This window comes from Deinococcus sp. Arct2-2 (genome assembly GCF_004801315.1).
Taxonomy (GTDB): domain Bacteria; phylum Deinococcota; class Deinococci; order Deinococcales; family Deinococcaceae; genus Deinococcus.
Genome location: NZ_SSNW01000040.1, coordinates 1 through 17,248 on the forward strand (window position 1 = coordinate 1; position 17,248 = coordinate 17,248).

14 protein-coding genes are annotated in these 17,248 nt (G+C 60.6%); 4 read left to right on the plus strand and 10 right to left on the minus strand.

From position 1 onward, the window contains the following. The first annotated feature begins 132 nt into the window (after nucleotides 1–132). On the plus strand, nucleotides 133–522 hold the full coding sequence (locus E7T06_RS15335) for a S1 RNA-binding domain-containing protein (RefSeq protein WP_019008756.1): 390 nt from the start codon (nucleotides 133–135) through the stop codon (nucleotides 520–522). Between the two features lie 413 nt (nucleotides 523–935). After that, nucleotides 936–3,095 carry a DNA helicase RecQ gene (gene recQ / locus E7T06_RS15340; RefSeq protein WP_168733573.1) on the plus strand — a complete coding sequence of 720 codons (2,160 nt, stop codon included), beginning with the start codon at nucleotides 936–938 and terminating at the stop codon, nucleotides 3,093–3,095. Nucleotides 3,096–3,193: 98 nt separating this feature from the next. On the opposite strand, the gene E7T06_RS15345 is transcribed toward recQ, so the two are convergent. The 4 genes from E7T06_RS15345 to asnS form a co-directional block, all read right to left on the minus strand. After that, the gene (locus tag E7T06_RS15345; protein ID WP_136366652.1) at nucleotides 3,194–3,571 is read right to left on the minus strand and encodes a DUF1622 domain-containing protein; all 378 of its coding nucleotides are present in this window, start codon (nucleotides 3,569–3,571) and stop codon (nucleotides 3,194–3,196) included. An 84-nt stretch (nucleotides 3,572–3,655) separates the two neighbouring features. Beyond that, entirely contained in the window at nucleotides 3,656–4,450 is a 795-nt protein-coding gene (locus E7T06_RS15350) for a Cof-type HAD-IIB family hydrolase (protein WP_136366653.1), read from the minus strand. Nucleotides 4,451–4,621: 171 nt separating this feature from the next. Beyond that, nucleotides 4,622–5,530 carry a PhzF family phenazine biosynthesis isomerase gene (locus tag E7T06_RS15355; protein ID WP_136366654.1) on the minus strand — a complete coding sequence of 303 codons (909 nt, stop codon included), beginning with the start codon at nucleotides 5,528–5,530 and terminating at the stop codon, nucleotides 4,622–4,624. Nucleotides 5,531–5,716: 186 nt separating this feature from the next. After that, complete coding sequence (asnS, locus tag E7T06_RS15360; protein ID WP_136366655.1) at nucleotides 5,717–7,072, minus strand: asparagine--tRNA ligase; 1,356 nt, start codon at nucleotides 7,070–7,072, stop codon at nucleotides 5,717–5,719. Between the two features lie 36 nt (nucleotides 7,073–7,108). On the opposite strand from asnS, the gene E7T06_RS15365 reads away from it, so the two are divergent. Then, nucleotides 7,109–7,639 carry a DUF1697 domain-containing protein gene (locus E7T06_RS15365; protein WP_136366656.1) on the plus strand — a complete coding sequence of 177 codons (531 nt, stop codon included), beginning with the start codon at nucleotides 7,109–7,111 and terminating at the stop codon, nucleotides 7,637–7,639. 117 nt (nucleotides 7,640–7,756) lie between these two features. Here the strand turns inward: E7T06_RS15365 and tpiA are convergent, their stop codons facing one another. The 5 genes from tpiA to bshA form a co-directional block, all read right to left on the minus strand. Continuing rightward, nucleotides 7,757–8,506, minus strand: coding sequence for a triose-phosphate isomerase (tpiA, locus tag E7T06_RS15370; RefSeq protein WP_136366657.1), 750 nt, complete (start codon nucleotides 8,504–8,506; stop codon nucleotides 7,757–7,759). Continuing rightward, nucleotides 8,503–8,805 carry an NIPSNAP family protein gene (locus tag E7T06_RS15375; RefSeq protein WP_136366658.1) on the minus strand — a complete coding sequence of 101 codons (303 nt, stop codon included), beginning with the start codon at nucleotides 8,803–8,805 and terminating at the stop codon, nucleotides 8,503–8,505. Before E7T06_RS15375 ends, tpiA begins: the two co-directional genes overlap by 4 nt. A 14-nt stretch (nucleotides 8,806–8,819) precedes the next feature. Beyond that, nucleotides 8,820–9,989: a phosphoglycerate kinase gene (locus tag E7T06_RS15380; RefSeq protein ID WP_136366659.1), complete on the minus strand. Its 1,170-nt coding sequence runs from the start codon at nucleotides 9,987–9,989 to the stop codon at nucleotides 8,820–8,822. A gap of 212 nt (nucleotides 9,990–10,201) precedes the next feature. Further along, nucleotides 10,202–11,194, minus strand: a complete 993-nt coding sequence (gene gap, locus E7T06_RS15385; RefSeq protein ID WP_136366660.1) for a type I glyceraldehyde-3-phosphate dehydrogenase — start codon at nucleotides 11,192–11,194, stop codon at nucleotides 10,202–10,204. A gap of 182 nt (nucleotides 11,195–11,376) precedes the next feature. After that, nucleotides 11,377–12,546: an N-acetyl-alpha-D-glucosaminyl L-malate synthase BshA gene (gene bshA / locus E7T06_RS15390; RefSeq protein ID WP_136366661.1), complete on the minus strand. Its 1,170-nt coding sequence runs from the start codon at nucleotides 12,544–12,546 to the stop codon at nucleotides 11,377–11,379. A gap of 310 nt (nucleotides 12,547–12,856) precedes the next feature. Here bshA and E7T06_RS15395 point away from each other — a divergent pair, with 310 nt between their 5' ends. After that, entirely contained in the window at nucleotides 12,857–13,702 is an 846-nt protein-coding gene (locus tag E7T06_RS15395; RefSeq protein WP_136366662.1) for a DegV family protein, read from the plus strand. Nucleotides 13,703–13,785: 83 nt separating this feature from the next. Here E7T06_RS15395 and ileS read toward each other — a convergent pair whose 3' ends face one another. After that, nucleotides 13,786–17,058: an isoleucine--tRNA ligase gene (ileS, locus tag E7T06_RS15400; RefSeq protein WP_136366663.1), complete on the minus strand. Its 3,273-nt coding sequence runs from the start codon at nucleotides 17,056–17,058 to the stop codon at nucleotides 13,786–13,788. Nucleotides 17,059–17,248: the final 190 nt, after the last annotated feature.

Genomic DNA, 17,248 nt, shown 5'->3' on the forward strand with positions numbered 1-17,248 from the left:
TGCCGCCCTCGACACCACCTATCTCATGAGCCTCCTGACTTTGCGGTAGCCCTGATCAGATGTGCCAAATCGGAATGCGGTCTTCACCCATTTGGTGTAAGATGCTTCTCATGCCCTTTCAGGAGTCCAACCTTGGTGCAGCTTGATTCTGGCGCGGTCGCAGAAGGCCGCGTCACACGCGTCACCGATTTCGGTGCGTTTATCCAGTTCGAGAACGGTGAAACTGGCCTTGTGCACATCTCGCAGATCGCCCACTCATTTGTCCGGAACATCCACGATCACGTCCGCGAGGGCGAAAACGTAGAAGTTAAAGTTCTGGGCCGCGATGATCGGGGCCGCCTCGATTTGTCTATCAAAGAACTGCTGGAAGAACCTGAAGAAGTGCCTCGGCCCCGCGCCATTGGCCGTCAGAGTCCTCAGTTCGAAGCCAAGCTGCGTTCCTTTATGCGAGATGCAAAAGAACGCACAACCGCTGGCGGCGGTAAAAAGCCGTCCTCGACGTCCACCAAGCGCAAGAAGTAAGCCCGTAGCGCAACACATTCTCAGATCAGTCAGGAGGGCGGCCTAGTGCTGCTCTTCTTTCTTTTTGTTGGTGTGAAGGCGGCAGCGGGTGCGTTGTCTAAGGGTAGAGGGTCTAGAGTGCTGGGGCGGTTTAGCTCACCGGTGGCCCCCTCACCCCGCTGCTTTGGCAGCGCCCCTCTCCCACAAGGGGCGAGGGCTAAAAGAAAGAGCTGGAAGCATGGGGTTTAGCTCCTCACCCTTGAGGGTGGAGGTTGGGACTCGCAGAGCTGCGCCAGCAGAGGGGGTGAATGAGCAACGCGATTGCCCTTGACCTCTGTTAGACCCTTAGACCCTAGACCCTTAGACGCCCTCCCCACCGCCAACACCCCCACCTGCTCATTACGCTGTAGGCAGAACGCGCTATGCTAGTCCCGATGATCGCCGCTCCTGCTCACCCCGATGCCCTCAAAGTCCTGAAATCCGTCTGGGGCTACGACGCCTTTCGGGGCGTGCAGGGCGGCATCGTGCAGACTGTGCTGGACGGCGGCAATGCGCTGGTACTGATGCCCACCGGCGGCGGCAAAAGCCTGTGCTATCAGTTGCCTGCGCTGCTGCGGCCCGGTGTGGGCATCATCGTGTCGCCCCTCATCGCGCTGATGAAAGATCAGGTGGATACGCTGCGGCAATTGGGCGTGCGGGCCGCGTTCCTAAACTCTAGCCTAGGCCTCAGCGAAGTGCGGGATGTGGAATCGGCGCTGATGGCAGGCGAACTCGATCTGCTGTACGCCGCGCCGGAACGGTTGCTTCTCCCGCGTACCCTTGAACTGCTGGAGCGCGTGCAGATCGCCCTATTCGCGGTAGATGAAGCGCACTGTGTTTCTCAATGGGGGCACGATTTCCGGCCCGAATATCAGCAGTTGTCGGTGCTGCCGGGGCGTTTTCCCACCATTCCGCGCCTCGCGTTGACTGCCACCGCCGATGACCGCACCCGTGCCGACATCGTGCAGGTGTTGGGCCTGACCGGTGCGCCTGCTTTCGTCAGTTCCTTTGATCGGCCCAATATTCAGTACCGGGTGGCAGGCAAGGAAAGCCCCAAGTCGCAACTGCTGGATTTTATTCGCGCCGAACACGCTGGAGACGCGGGCATCGTGTACTGCCTGAGCCGCAAATCCGTCGAAGAAACGGCCAAATGGTTGGTGGCGCAGGGCATCGACGCCGTGCCGTACCACGCGGGTCTTTCTCCCCGCGAGCGCGATCACGCCCAAAACCGCTTTCTGAATGAAGAGGGCTTGATCGTGGTGGCGACGGTGGCGTTTGGCATGGGCATAGACAAGCCCAACGTGCGTTTTGTAGCCCACCTTGACCTGCCTAAAAGCATGGAAAGCTACTACCAAGAAACCGGGCGGGCGGGCCGCGACAGCTTGCCGAGTACGGCGTGGATGGTGTACGGCCTCGCCGATGTGGTCAATATGCGCCGGATGCTGGCCCAGAGTGCCGCGCCTGACGAAGTGCGCCGCGTGGAAGCCGCCAAGTTGGACGCCCTGCTGACCTACTGCGAAACCGCCACTTGCCGCCGCCAAATGCTGCTGGAATACTTTGGCGAAAGTATGGCCGAAGCGTGCGGCAACTGCGACACCTGTCTCACGCCGCCGCGTACCCGTGACGCCACTCGCGAGGCGCAAATGGCCCTGTCTGCCGCGATTCGTACCGGCAACCGCTTCGGCGCGGCGCACCTGACCGACGTGCTGCTAGGCCGCGACACCGAAAAAGTGCGCGGCATGGGTCACAATCTCTTGCCGACCTTCGGCGTGGGTGCCGATCACAGCGAAAAAACGTGGCGCAATGTGCTGCGGCAGTTGGTCAGTCTCGGCTACCTGAACACCGACGCCAATGGACACGGCAGCCTGATCGCGACGGCCAAAGCTCGCCCACTGTTGAAGGGTGAAACTACCCTGAGCCTGCGCGAAGACGTGTTGCTGCCGCGCACTGCCAGCCGTGCCGAACGCCGCCCCAACAACCGCTCGGCCACCCTGAGCGCCGCCGATCAGCCCGTGTTCGACGCACTCCGGGCATGGCGACTGACCAAAGCGCGTGAGCAGAGCGTGCCGCCGTATGTCATCTTCCACGACGCCACCCTGACCGCTATTGCCCAAATGCGCCCCAGCAGTTTGGCCGCGCTGGGCAGCGTGACGGGTGTGGGTGGCCGCAAATTGGATGCTTACGGAGCCGATGTGCTAACCGTGATTCGCGAACTAGGCAGCCCTTCAGCCCCTACCCTCACCCGCCAGCAAGCCGAAGCGGTGCGCGGCGTGTCGTCCAATCTGGCGGTGTTGAGTGTATTGAACGCCGCTTCAAAGACCGCCCCCGCGCCCGGTAGCCTGACTGACGCCCTACGCGATCTCCGTACCACCCTCAGCCAAGAGTCGGAAGTCAGCGCCTTCCTGATTTTTCCGAATGCCACCCTTGAGGCTTTGGCCCTCCGCCAACCACGCCGCGTGGCCGACCTACACGGCATCGCTGGAATGGGGGAGAAGCGCATTCAGGCGTATGGAGAACGAATTGTGGGCGTGGTTCGGAGCATGACCGCCGATTAATTCTCGGTTCTAGGATTCGATTGGGCATGGGGAGAGTCCAGTTCAGAAATTTTATATAGGAATAACTCGGACTGCTTATCGGTAATCCAAACTGGTTTTCAAGATTCAGATTCGACGCCTTGACTCGGCGTTCCCCGTTGCCGCGCCGTATGGCCGTCTATTTCGCGCTGCAAAAAGTAGTTCAGCAACGTGCGAAGGGTGGCGATGGCAGCCAGCTTGCCAATCTCATCCCAAGAGGGCGTAATCGCCGTCCGAAGAATATCGGCGGCCAACGCGAATTCTAGGGCCACGGCCAGCCAGCGGGCCAAATCGAGGCGGATTCTTTCCTTGGCAATATCGGGCGCGGCGGGGCGGGCAAAGAAGGCTCCGGTGGCACGCCAAGTGGCGATCAGTGCGGCCAGCGTAATAATCAAGGCGGCGGCGGCTTCCACTCCCGTCGCCACCAGTCCCGTCCAAGCCTTCACCGTGTCTTCCATGCCCCACAGTTATAGCGATAAGAAAGAGCGCAGCGTGCTTATTCAGTGTGAAGTGTTGCTAAGAGGGCTAAATCTGAGAGGTGGCTACAGCGTCAGCGCCAGCCGCACGGCTTCGGCCAAACCGCCGTCATCTACATGGCCTACGTGGTAGCGGGCCGCTGCTTTTGCTGGAGGATCGGCGTTGCCCATCGCCACCGGATGCCCCACCACACGCAGGGCCGACACGTCGTTTTCTCCGTCGCCCACCATCATCACGCGGTCAAGGGTCAGGCCGTAGCCCGCTGCGATTCGGCGAATAGCGCTGCCTTTGCTGACGCCTGCGCGGGTGGCCGAAATAAACATTACGTCGGGCATCACCGGGCTGCCCGATGGGTGCAGGTCTAACCCCTCGTGAGGTTCGCTCACCACTTCTATCTCCTGCGCTTTGGGCACCACCCACTGCGCCCGAACCCGCGTGCCCACCAAGGTTTCAGGTTCACGCGGGGCATATGGCACACCCAACAAGGTGGCGTGGCGTTCGGCGTAGTCGCCGGGCTTCGTCACCGCCCATTCGGTGTCGGTGTACACCTCCAGCAGCCGCCCCGTGTGGCGGGCATGGGCAATCAGGTCATCTAGAGGCTTGTCGGGCATGGGTTCGCTCATGCTCTCGCCGTCTGCGGCATTCACGATGCTGGCCCCGTTCTGAAAGATGTGCCAGCCATCGGCGTCCATGCGCTGGGCATAAACCAGAGCATTACCCACAGCAGGCCGCCCGCTACACAGCGCAATCCGGACACCCTGCGCCCGCGCTCCGGCCAGCGCCGCCCACACGTCATCCCGAATCAGGTTGCCGGTTCCCACCAGCGTTCCGTCTACGTCCACACAGATCAAACCGAGCATATGGGGTGCAGTTTAGGGCGTTTTGAGACAGAGCCGAATCGGAAATCTAGCAGGGTAGCTGAGGTTGCAGCGAAGGCCCAGTCAAGCATCCCTGTTCTCCGGGTTGCCCGACGAGCAAAGTTAAAAGGGAATAACTAAGAAGGGAGAACGAACGATAGACAGTGAATAGGATCAGCCAGAGCCAGCATTTCCCCCCTGCTGCCGCTTCCAAATCCCCTCTCTGTCTAGCACTGCGCACCCGCCCACATGCACGGCTATCACCGTCTGTCCGCGCACTTCCACCTCCACCTCTACCTCTCCGGGCGTGCCCAGCGCGTGTCCCTGAAACACCACACCGCAGGCCCGGTCATGGCGCACCGGCAATTTGCCCTCTGCCGCCAACAGCGCCATGAGCGCCCCCGCCGCGCTGCCCGTCACCGGGTCTTCGGGAATGCCGACTGCTGGGGCAAAATCCCGCGCTGCAAAACGGTTCACGCCCATCGGGGTGTAAGCGTACACGCTCACCACATCCAGCGCCTTCGACAGCATCCGGACTTGGGCTAAATCTGGCTCTAGGCCGTCCAAAATGACGCTGTCCAGTAGAGGAACGAACACACTCCAGAGGCCCGTACTGCTAGCAGCCATCGGCAAACCCCGGTGAATCATTCGAACGTCAATGCCCAATGCCTCGGCCAAATCCGCGTGCAGACTACGCGGCACGGCCCGCACTTCTGGGAGTCGCTGCTTCATCCACACCCGCGACGGCACGCCTGCTTCGCACACCAATTGCAGCGGAATCCGGCCCACCAAAGTTTCCAGCACCAAGTCTTGTCCGGCCCAGTGCCCGTGCTGTGCCAGCATCAGCCCCAGCGCCACAGTCGCGTGCCCGCAAAAATCCACTTCCTGCGTGGGCGTAAAGTACCGAACCCGCACCGCGCCGCTGCTCAGGCGTGTCACGAATACTGTTTCGGGCGCATCCAAAAAGGCGGCCAACGCCTGCATTTCCCGTTCCGACAACCCGGATGCGTCCAGCACCACGCCCGCCCGGTTGCCGAATCCCGGCGTATCCGTGAATGCACTGACTTCGCTGTACGCGATCATGCCCGGAATCTAGCGTATTGGTGGACTAAAACGAAATCGTTCCGACGCTCAGCCTTTCCACGCCTGACTGATGTTCGGTGTGGCGAAGCGGGGAACGTTGAATTATTTTGGAATAACACGGAAGTGTAATGAAGCGAAAATTCAGTGGCCCCTCACATTGAGGGCCACTGGCTTCGCGTTATGCCCTCAGGGCCGCATTCGCGTCAGCATCCGGGGAAACGGAATTGCCTCACGAATATGGTCAATCCCTGTAATCCATGCGATCACGCGCTCTAGGCCCATGCCGTAGCCCGCGTGTGGCACGCTGCCCACCCGCCGCAAATCCAAATACCACTCGAACGCTTCCAGCGGCAAGCCCTGCGCCTCAATCCGGCTTTTCAGCAACTCGTAATCGTGAATGCGCTCGCTGCCGCCAATAATTTCGCCGTAGCCATCGGGCGCAATCATGTCGTCGCAGAGGGCCAGCCGGGGGTCTTCGGGGTCAGGCTGCATATAAAAAGCCTTGATCGCTGCCGGGTACTTCTCGATCATCACGGGGCGGTCAAAGGAACTGCCCACAATCGTTTCATGCGGCGCACCCAAATCGTCGCCCCACTCCACAGGTTGCACATCGGCCTGCACGTTGTCGGGCAAGTTGCCCGCCTCGATGCGGGTACGAATGATCTCCAGCGCCTCGGTGTAGGTCACGCGGGGATAGTTGCCCTCTGCTGCGCCCTGCAACCGGCTCACATCGCGGCCCAGCAACTCCAGTTCCGTGGCACATTCCGCCAACACTTGCCGCACAATGAAGCTGATCATGCGTTCTTGCAAGGCCATATTCTGCACGTGATTGCTGGGGGCCACTTCCGGCTCGATCATCCAAAATTCCAGCAAGTGCCGTCGCGTTTTGCTTTTTTCGGCGCGGAAGGTGGGGCCAAAGGTGTAGACCTTGCCAAACGCCATTGCTCCGGCTTCGGCGTGCAGTTGGCCAGTCTGACTCAAGTACGCTTTGTCTTCACCAAACAAGTCGATCTCAAACAGTTCGGTGGTGTCTTCAGCAGCATTGGGCGTAAAGAACGGCGCGTCAAAGCGCACAAAGCCTTCGCCATGAAAAAACGTGGTAATGGCCCGCTGCACGCAGTCACGCACCCGCAGCACGGCCCACGGGCGACGGTGCCGCAGCCACAAATGACGGTTGTCCATCAAAAACTCGATGCCGTGTTCTTTGGGCGTAATCGGGTATTCACCGTGGTTCTCGCCAATCGGCATCACCTCGCGCACGCTGAGTTCTACGCCGCCCGGAGCGCGTTCGTCGGCCCGCACCTCGCCCGTAATCCATGCGGCCTGCTCCTGCGTCAGCCGCTTGGCAGCCTCGAAGACTTCTTCGGTCACGTCACCCTTGAAGACTGTGCCCTGCACAAAGCCCGTCCCGTCGCGCAGTTTGAGGAACTGAATCTTGCCTTTGCCGCTTTTATCGGTCAGCCATGCGCCCAGCGTCACGGTTTCGCCGATATGTTGTTTCAGGTCACGAATAGTGGTGGTTGCAGAAAACTCTGATGCCATGAGCGAAAGTATAGGCGGGCGGGCTAGACTTCATCTATGGCTGTGGCTGGCGTTGACCGGTTTGTGTTGCTCCTGCGCGGTATCAACGTAAGCGGTCACCGCCATGTACCGATGGCCGATCTACGCCGCGTTCTCACCTATCTGGGCCTGAGCGACGTGCAAACCTATATCCAAAGTGGCAACGCCGTCTTCAGCAGCGACAGGGGAGAGACAGAATTGTTGCCCCTGATATTCACTGCTCTGGACGCTGAATTTGGCTTTCCCATCGCACTGACTCTCCGCACTGCCGCCGAATGGCAAGCCATTTCAAGCCCCTACCCGGCAGGCAAGCATACCCATGTCGCCTTCCTCTCGCACACACTAGAACCAGAGCGCGTGGCGGCTCTCCAAGCCCAAGACTTCGCGCCCGATCTCTGGACACTCATCGGGCGTGACCTGCATCTGCATTATCCCAACGGAACCCAAGCGGCGCGGCTGACCCATGCCCTGATAGAACGGCGGCTCAATGCCTCTGCAACGGTGCGGAACTGGCAAACAGTAAACGCATTAACGGCTCTGATCGAATAAAGAAATAGAATATTCACGCATCTGATCTATCGTGAATGATTTCACTTAGAGTCTTTTTACAAGCCCCGCCAACTCACAGCGGGGCAGAGGTTCCAGCATAGTCTCAGTTCAACACTCTTACTTCAGAGCGTCATTCATCCCCACGACATCGGCTACTTTCAAGCTCGCGCCGCCTACCAATGCGCCGTTCACGTTCGGCTTGGCGCAAATGGAAGCGATATTGTCAGGCTTCACGCTGCCGCCGTACAAAATCTGGATGCTGTCAGCAGACTCACCATAAAGAGTACGCAACTCAGCACGAATCGCCGCCGCCAATTCCTCAGCGTCCTCAGCGGTGGCGGTTTTGCCCGTGCCAATCGCCCAAACAGGTTCGTAAGCGATCACAACGTCCGCGCCTACGCCCGCCAAACTGCCGCGCAACTGGGCCAGCGTGTATGGCACCTGCTCGCCGCGTTCGCGCACGTCTAGCCCTTCACCCACGCAGACAATCGGCACCAAGCCGCCCGCCTGAGCCTGCGCTGCTTTGGCCGCCACCCCTGCGTCGTCCTCATTGTGATACTCGCGCCGCTCGCTGTGGCCGACTACGGCGTATTTTGCGCCTACATCCTTCAGCATCGCCGCGCTGATCTCGCCCGTATACGCGCCTGATTCGTGGGCCGAGACATCCTGACCGCCGATGGCGACGCCGGAATCTTTCAAGAACCACGACAGGGCTTGCAGGTCGATGGCCGGGGCCATGATCGCCAATTCAGCGTCCCCCAGTTTGGACTCACTCAGGGCGAGTTTAGATTGCAGTTCCTCGGCCCAAGCTTGGGCTTCCGAGGGCGTTTTGTTCATCTTCCAGTTCAATGCGAGTAGGTTCTTCACTGTGGCTCCATTCCGTCTAGGACGGGTCTTAAAAAGGTGCGGTCATAGCGGTGCATCAGCGCAGGTAATTCTTTGAAGAGGGCCTGACAGACCGGATCGGCAGCCGACGCTTCCCGGTACGTTTCATACGCCGCAAGACTGGGAAAGGTGAACAGAGCGTAGGCCATGTCGTTCGCGCCCTCCGACGGCATGAAATACCCGTGATGCTGCCCGCCGAACCGGTTTACAAGACTGATCCATTTGCGCCCGTAAGTTTCAAAGTCTGCCTCGCGTCCGGCCTTCAGTTCATAGCGCAACAAGCAAGTAACAGGAGCTATTTCATCGCCTCCACGCCCGGCAGCGCCTTGCCTTCCAGCAGTTCCAAGCTCGCACCGCCACCCGTGCTGATGTGGCTCACGCGGTCTGCCTGCCCACTCTTGTTGATGGCGCTCACGCTGTCGCCGCCGCCGATGACGCTGTAGGTGTCTGGCCCCAAGTCGGCTACGGCTTTGGCAATGGCATTGGTGCCGCTGGCAAAGGCCGCGAACTCGAACACGCCCATCGGGCCGTTCCAGAACACAGTTTTGGCTCCCTGAAGCGCCGCCGTAAACGCCTTCTGGCTGTCTGGGCCGATGTCCATGCCTTCCCAGTCGTCGGGAATGGCGTTGGTGGGCACGACGCGGGTGTTGGCCTCGGCGCTGAAGCTGTCGCCCGCCAGCGTATCGGTGGGCAGCACGATTTTGTCGCCGTATTTGCCCAGCAACTCACGCGCTTTCTCCAAAAAGTCGTCTTCGTGAATGCTCTTGCCGATCTTGCCGCCCTGCGCTTTCACAAATGTATAGGCCATGCCGCCGCCGATCAGCATGCGGTCTACCACTGGCAACAGGTTTTCGATGACCAAGAGTTTATCGGACACTTTCGCGCCGCCGATGATGACCACATACGGGCGCTCCGGCTCGTGCAGCAGCTTGCTGAGCGCCACCACTTCGGCGGCCAACAAGGTTCCGCCCGCGTGGGGTAAGTGCGCGGCCACACCGCTGACTGACGAATGGGCGCGGTGTGCGCTTCCAAAGGCGTCCAGCACGAAAGCGTCGCCCAAGCGGGCCAACTTCTCAGACAGGGCCGCGTCGTTCTTTTCCTCGCCTGCCTCAAAGCGCACGTTTTCTAGCAGGGCCACTTCGCCTGGCTGCATGGCCTGTACGTCTTTCAAGGTTTCGTCACTACTGGGCAAGCTGCCAATAAATTTCACGTCGCGCTTCAGCACCTTTTCCAACGCCTCGGCCACTCCGCTCAGGCTGTATTTGGCTTCCGGGCCACCTTTGGGCCGCCCCAAATGGCTCATCAGCACCACGCTTGCGCCGCCGTCCAGCAAGGCCTGAATAGTGGGCAAGCTGGAGGTAATCCGTGTATCGTCTTGCACCACGCCGTCTTTGAGGGGCACGTTGTAATCGACGCGCACCAGCACGCGCTTGCCTGAAACGTTCAGTGAATCCAGTGTTTGCATGGTTGCTCCTTTTCTTCGGGTTGAGTCATCTTGCGTCACTTGCAGAACGCAACCGAACGTCAGCACATCAACCCCATCTCTATTTTCTACAGCCGAACCACACTTCAATGCATCCGGCGTTCAATCTGTCTGGCCTGCTTCACGACATACAAAATGGGCTACGGGCGAGAGCGTTGCTGCTCCAGACCCATAGCCCATCACTCAAAGCTTGTTTAGCCTTTTTCCTGAACGAGTTGCACCAAATCCGCGATACGGTTGGAGTAACCCCATTCGTTGTCGTACCACGAGAAGAACTTGATGAGGTTGCCCATCGTCATGGTCAGGCCGCCGTCGATGATGGCGCTGTGGGGGTCGCCCACGATGTCCTGAAGCACGATAGGGTCTTCGGTGTACGAGATGATGCCCTTGTGGCTGCCTTCTGCGGCCTTGCGGAACACGTCGTTCACTTCGGCTACGGTCACTTCACGGCCCACGATAACCACCACGTCGCTGATGGAGCCGACGGGCGTAGGCACGCGCAACGAGGTTCCGTCGAACTTGCCCTTCAGGGCGGGGTAGACCTGAGACACGGCCTTGGCGGCCCCGGTGCTAGTGGGAATGATGTTCACAGCGGCAGCACGGGCGCGGCGCAGATCGCTGTGGGGCAAATCCAAGATGCGCTGATCGTTGGTGTAGCTGTGAACGGTGGTCATGATGGCTTTCTCGATGCCGAACGCTTCATCAAGGAGCTTCATGGGAGCGCCCAAGGAGTTGGTGGTGCAGCTAGCGTTAGAGATGATGTGGTGGTTGGTGGGATCGTAGTCCTGCTCGTTCACGCCCAACACGATAGAAATGTCTTCGTTCTTGGCAGGTGCGGTAATGATGACTTTCTTTGCGCCGCCTTGAATGTGCTTGCTGGCTCCGGCCCGGTCTGTAAAGATGCCCGTAGACTCGATCACGATGTCTGCGCCCAGTTCGCCCCAAGGAATCGCGGCGGGGTCACGCTCGGCCAGTCCTTGAATTTTCTTGCCGTTCACAGTGAGGCTGGTGTCGTCATACTCCACCGTGCCGTTGAAGCGTCCGGCGGTGGAGTCGTACTTCAGGAGGGTCGCCAGCGTTTTGTTGTCGGTGAGGTCGTTGATGGCGACGACTTCTACGCCGCGCTCTACCAGATTGCGGAAGACCAGACGGCCAATGCGGCCAAACCCGTTGATACCTACCTTCATACTGCCTCCTTGAAGTGTTACTGAAATTGGGGGTCGGGGGAGTCTAGAGTTCGGGTCAGAAGTCCATCATGCTGACCACGCGTGAGCGAGTCTACTCTACCCGGTCAAGCCCCTCTTCGTGTCTTCTGGACACCAACCGATCTTTAGACCAAGTTCACTGCCAGCTGTCTAGAAGTTGGCCCTCAATGACGGCTGCGGCTGTACGTCCGCGCCGGATCAGCGCCCACCATGCCGCCTGCCACCGTGCGTGCGTAGGCCTCCAAATAACGCGGCACGATCTGGTCGGGGTGAAAGCGCGTGGTGGCCGCCTGCCGCGCCGCCGCGCCCATGCGCCGGTACAGTTCGCGGTCACGCAGCACCCTCAGCGCGGCGTCGGCCATCGCGTCCACATCGCCCACTTCGGCCAGAAAGCCCGTCACGCCTTCCTCCACCACTTCGGGAATGCCCCCAGCGCGGGTCGCCACCACCGGAACCTCACAGCTCATGGCTTCCAGCGCGGCCAACCCAAAGCTTTCATTGCTGCTAGGAAGCAAAAACAGGTCACTGATGCCCAAGACCGTCTGCACATCCGGGAACGATCCCAAGAAATGTGTGCGCCCGATGACCCCCAACGTCTTGGCCAACTCGAAGGCTCTGGGCCGCTCCGGGCCGTCTCCGATCATCAGTAGGCGGGCCGGAATCTCGGAGGCCACCCGTGCAAAAATCTCGATCACGTCTTCTGCACGTTTCACGGGCCGGAAGTTGCTGACATGCACCAGCAGCGCTTCGTCGGGGTGGGCAAAGCGGGCACGCACGGTGGGATCGGTAATTCGCACGAACCGTCCGGCGTCCACAAAGTTATGAATCACCTCTATTTCGCGGTCTATACCAAACAGTTCCCGCGTCTGGTCGGCCAAAAACTGAGATACCGCCGTCACATGGTCACTGCGTTCTATGGCGTGCCGCGTGGTGTGCCGGAAGGCTGGTTCCGCGCCTACCAGCGTCACGTCGGTGCCGTGCAGCGTGGTCATCACCCGCGTTTTGCCCGTAATGCCGCGTGCATGAATAGCCGCCGTCGCGTGAGGAATAGCGTAGTGCGCGTGCGTCAGCTCCACACCTTTTTCCAAAATCACTTCGGTGAGGGTGTTGGCGGCGGCCAGTTCCGGGTACGGTTGATCGAACAGGGCGTAAGCAAAGCCGCTGACCTGATGAAAAAACGGCCCCTGCACGCCGCCGTGCCCCGACAGCCGGAACGGTTGCGCCGACCCCACGAAATGCACCTCATGGCCTGCCTGCGCCACCATCAGCCCCAGTTCGGTGGCTACCACGCCCGATCCGCCCGCGCTGGCATGACACAACACGGCCACCTTCAACGGCGGCTCCCGAACAGGTCAACATCAGAACAAAGTAAGAAAAAGTTGGTCATGGCTGCGGAGTATAGGACTCCCCCCGCGTCACAAGCGTGTCAAGCACAGCCGATTCGGGCTTTCGACTTCCTGAAGGAATGAAGTGGGGATTATGGAGGAGGAACTTGGGGGGCCGGGTCTAAGTAAGGCGTTCGATTTACTTGCTGCCCCCACCCCTCCCACCCCCACTCCATAAGCGCCAAAAGTCTTGCCACTTACCCCGTGCGGCGAGAATCGCACGGACAGACGCGCAGGCCTTGTCTACCTTCATCTGGATATGCTTGCCGTGCTCACCGATTCCACATGTGATCTTCATCCAGACACTGCCCGTCAATTGGGTATCCGAATCGTTCCGCTGAGTGTGCAGCTCGGCACGCGCACGCTGCTGGACTGGCAAGAAATAGACCCGGACGCCGTATACGACCACCTCAAGGCAGGCGGCACAGTCAGTACCCAGCCCGTGACCACCGACGCCTTCGAAGCGGCTTACCGTGATCTGTTGGGCAGCCACCAACAAATCATCTCCATTCATATTTCGGGTCAACTGTCGGAAACGGTGCAGCACGCCCGCGAAGCCGCCGAACGCTTGGGGGCCACGCGCCGCATTCATATCGTAGATTCTGGGCTGGCCTCGTCGCCGCTGGCCGAAGCCGTCATTGCTGCCCGTGACGCCATCTGGGCTGGAGCGACTGCCGAAACCGCCCGCCAAGCCGTGGAACTCGTGCGCCGCGACCTGCACGCCGAATTTACTGTTCCCAGCCTCGAATACCTGCGCCGGGGCGGACGCATTGGCCGCGCCCAAGAGTTCTTCGGCAACATGCTGGGCATGCGCCCCGTGCTGGCCTTTACCAACGGCCAACTGAAAGCGGTGCGCCGGGTGCGGGCGGCGACGGCCACACAAGATCTGCTCAGTACCCTCAAAGAACGCTACGGCGATACGCCCCTGAGCGTCACAATTTCCCATGCTGGACGCGATCCCGCCCGCATTGCCGAACTCCGCGCCGCCATGATCGCCAGCGGCCTGAACGTAGCAAAAGGCCGCGTGCAACTGATGGGGCCAGTGGTGGGAGCGCACGTGGGGCCGGGAACGTATGGGTATATGGCGCGGCCAGTGGAGGCGTGAGGAACGTGGAGTGTGGATCGTAGAGCGTGGGAACGGATGAAGGGGGCCAGAGCAGTTACGCTCTGGCCCCCTTTTTGCCAGCTTTAGCCTTGCTTGGTCAGGTACGCTTTCCCGCCTTCCACTTCCGCCTCGAAGCCCTCAGCCACGCCGTAGCTCAGGCTCGTCGCCAGCGTTTCCCCGGCGATGAAGTCCTGCCACGCCTCCGCTGCGTCCCTCGCGTCGCCGTCCAGCGCCAGCGCCAGCGCAATCCGGTCTTGCACCTGAAAGCCCGCCGCCTTCCGCGCTTCCTGCACGCCGCGCACCAGATTTCGGGCCAAGCCTTCCAGCACCAGTTCCCGCGTGAGGGCCGTATCGAAGGCCACCAGATAGCCGTCACTCTCGGCAGCGGCCACCCCTTCCGGCGAGCGGGCATCCACCAGCACGCTGTCGGGCGTCAAGTCAAACTCTCCTACCGTAAAGTTCTGGCCCGCCTGCACAGCAGCAGCCACCGCCGCCGCATCTGCCGCAGCCAACGCCGCCTTCAGCGCAGGCAACTGCTTGCCGTACACTTTGCCGATCACGGGCAAATTGGGGCGCAGGCTGTACTGCACCAAATCGGTCACGGCCTCCAAAAAGGTCACGCCCTTCACGTTCAATTCTTCAGCGATCTGGCCCTCGAAGCGGCGCAGGGACTCCGTGCGCTCCGGCGTTCCTGCCCGCACCGTTACGCCTGCCAGCGGTTGCCGCGTTTTGAGGTTATGCGCCCCACGCACCGCACGGCCCAAGTCCACGACTTTCATCACGCCGTCCATTTCTGCCGTCAGCACCGAATCCAACCGCTCCGGGCGTACCTGCGGCCACTGGGTCAGATGCACGCTGTCTTGTCCCTGCCCACCCGTCAGGTTGCGGTACAAAGCGTCAGCCAAGAATGGCGTAAACGGCGCGGTGAGCTGAGACACCACCAACAGCGATTCGTGCAGCGTGGCATACGCGGCAGTGTCCACCTGCCCCCCCTCGCCCCAGAACCGTGAACGGTTGCGGCGCACGTACCAGTTGCTCAGGTCGCCCACGAAGCGCTCCAGCGCCCGCCCGCCGCCGCGTGCATCGTAGGTCTCCAGCGCATTGGTTACGTCCTGCACGGTTTCCTCCAGCCTCGCCAGCAGCCAACGGTCAATTTCCGGGCGCTCAGCCACAGCGGGCGCACCTTGCAAGTCAGGTTGATCCAAATTCGCGTACAGCACAAAGAAGGAATACACGTTCCAGAGCGTGTTCACGTAACTGCGCTGCGCCTCGCCCACCAAACGCTCGGAAAACCTCTTCTGGTCGCCGGGATCGGACGCCATGAACATGTACCAGCGCACGCTGTCGGCTCCGTACTGGTCAAACACAGGCAGCGGCTCGATCACGTTGCCCTTGCTCTTCGACATCTTCGCGCCCTTTTCGTCCACGATATGCCCGAGGCAGATCACGTTCTTATACGCGGGCTGGCCGTATAGCATCGTCGAGATGGCGTGCAGGCTGTAAAACCACCCGCGAGTCTGGTCGATGGCTTCACTGATGAAATCGGCGGGATAGTGCCGCTCGAAGACGTTCTTCTGCTCTTCCGTCCCCGGCAAAGCTGCCTCGCCCGCTTTGTCCAACAGCAGATGCCACTGTGCATACGGCACCGATCCCGAATCGAACCACACGTCCAGCACTTCCGGCACGCGGCGGTAGCTCCTGCCGTTCTTCTCAAAGGTGATGTCGTCGATGTACGGGCGGTGCAGATCCAACTCCGACAGGTCACGGCCCGCCAGTTCACTCAGCTCACGCACGCTGCCCACCACGATCAGGTCACCGTCGTCGGCCACCCAGAACGGCAGCGGCGTGCCCCAGTACCGTTCCCGGCTGATGGCCCAGTCCACGTTGCCCTCCAGCCAGTTCCCAAAGCGCCCGTTTTTGATGTGCGCCGGAACCCAGTTGATCTTCTGATTCTCTTCTTGCATCCGCTCCGACACCGTGCTGGTGCGGATATACCAACCCTTCTTGGCAAAATACAGGATCGGGTCGCCCGTGCGGTCATGAAACGGGTATCTGTGCCGCAGCGTGCCTGACCAGAACATCAAGCCGCGTGTCTTCAGGTCAGCGATCAAACCCTTGTCGGCGTCCTTGAAGAACTTGCCGCGCTCTGCCGTGACTTGCAAGATGCCGTGATCGTCTACGCCGAACATAGGCGGCACACCGTATTTGCGGGCCAGTTCCAAGTCTTCCGCGCCGTAAGCCGGGGCCTCGTGCGCCACACCCGAACCGTCAGCGGCATTCACGAAGTCGGCCAGCGTCACAAAATGCATGACCGGGCGGCCTTCCGGTGTGCGCTCGTGTAGTTCCTTCACGGCCCCCAATTCCACCGCCACTTCCGGAAACGGCGGCTCGTACTCCATGCCTTCCAACTCCTGCCCGCTAAACCGCGCCAAGACTTCCAGCGCCGGGGAATCCTTGTGCAGCCCGTTCAAGCGCTCTAGGGCGTCCTCGGCCACCACGACGACACTACCCTGACCTTTGGCCGCCACATACGTCAGGCCCGCGTTCACCGCCGCCAGCGTGTTGCTCGGCAATGTCCACGGCGTCGTCGTCCAGACCAGCAGGCTCAGGCCCACGCGCTCGGCTTCCGGCACCCCTGCCAACGCCGCCCTCGCCGCATCCGGCAACGTGTCCCAGATCACCGGAAAGCGCACGTACACGCTGGGATCGTCCACGATCCGGTAAGAATCCACTTCGCCCAATTCGGCCTTAGACAGCGTGGTGCTGATGCGCGGAGAGAGCGGCACCACCTTGTAATCCTGCTGCACCAAGCCTTTGGCGTGCAGGCGGGCCAACAGGTTCCACACCGACTCGATGTAGTCGTTTTTGTACGTCACATACGCATCGTCCAAGTCCACCGAATAACCGAGGCGCTGCGTAAACGTATTCCACTCCTGAATGGTTTCCCACACGCTGGTGCGGCACAGTCGGTTAAATTCCTCCAGTTCGGCGCGGCTGGCCCCGTGATTGCGGCCCGTGAGGCCCAGTTTCTTTTCCACGCTGATCTCTACGGGCAGGCCGTGCGTATCCCAGCCGCCCTTGCGCGTCACGTGGTAGCCCTGCATCACCTTGTAACGCGGAAACAAATCCTTAAAAGATCGCGCCAGTACGTGATGCAGCGCGGGTCTACCGTTGGCGGTGGGCGGCCCTTCGTAAAATACGAATTCCGGCTGCCCCGGCTGACGCTCCTGCGTGCGGGCAAAGACAGTGGTGGCCTGCCAGTGCGCCAAGACCTCGGCTTCCATGTCCTTAAAACTAGGCTGAGACGGCACGGGCGAGAAGGTGAGCGTAGGGTGATCGGTTGGGGGCTTTGTCATGGGATGTCCTTTTGGGTGGGAGAGTTGGTGGGGCGGTAAGTTTCTGGGGGCTTGGTCTAAGGGTCTAGGGTCTAAGGTGCAGAGAATTGAGGTTTTGGGTGAACCCCCCGTTGCTTCGCAACGCCCCCCCTTAGAGGGGAGAAAAAGTGCGTTGTCGTTTGGGTTGCTTAGACCCTTAGACCGCCTTCAA

Excerpts from the sequence above, each read along its gene's own strand:
- recQ (WP_168733573.1), top strand. The coding sequence starts at position 936 with ATGATCGCCGCTCCTGCTCACCCCGATGCCCTCAAAGTCCTGAAATCC.
- ileS (WP_136366663.1), bottom strand. The coding sequence starts at position 17,058 with ATGACAAAGCCCCCAACCGATCACCCTACGCTCACCTTCTCGCCCGTG.
- asnS (WP_136366655.1), bottom strand. The coding sequence starts at position 7,072 with ATGGCATCAGAGTTTTCTGCAACCACCACTATTCGTGACCTGAAACAA.
- E7T06_RS15345 (WP_136366652.1), bottom strand. The coding sequence starts at position 3,571 with ATGGAAGACACGGTGAAGGCTTGGACGGGACTGGTGGCGACGGGAGTG.
- E7T06_RS15350 (WP_136366653.1), bottom strand. The coding sequence starts at position 4,450 with ATGCTCGGTTTGATCTGTGTGGACGTAGACGGAACGCTGGTGGGAACC.
- E7T06_RS15380 (WP_136366659.1), bottom strand. The coding sequence starts at position 9,989 with ATGCAAACACTGGATTCACTGAACGTTTCAGGCAAGCGCGTGCTGGTG.
- gap (WP_136366660.1), bottom strand. The coding sequence starts at position 11,194 with ATGAAGGTAGGTATCAACGGGTTTGGCCGCATTGGCCGTCTGGTCTTC.
- E7T06_RS15365 (WP_136366656.1), top strand. The coding sequence starts at position 7,109 with ATGGCTGTGGCTGGCGTTGACCGGTTTGTGTTGCTCCTGCGCGGTATC.
- E7T06_RS15355 (WP_136366654.1), bottom strand. The coding sequence starts at position 5,530 with ATGATCGCGTACAGCGAAGTCAGTGCATTCACGGATACGCCGGGATTC.
- E7T06_RS15395 (WP_136366662.1), top strand. The coding sequence starts at position 12,857 with ATGCTTGCCGTGCTCACCGATTCCACATGTGATCTTCATCCAGACACT.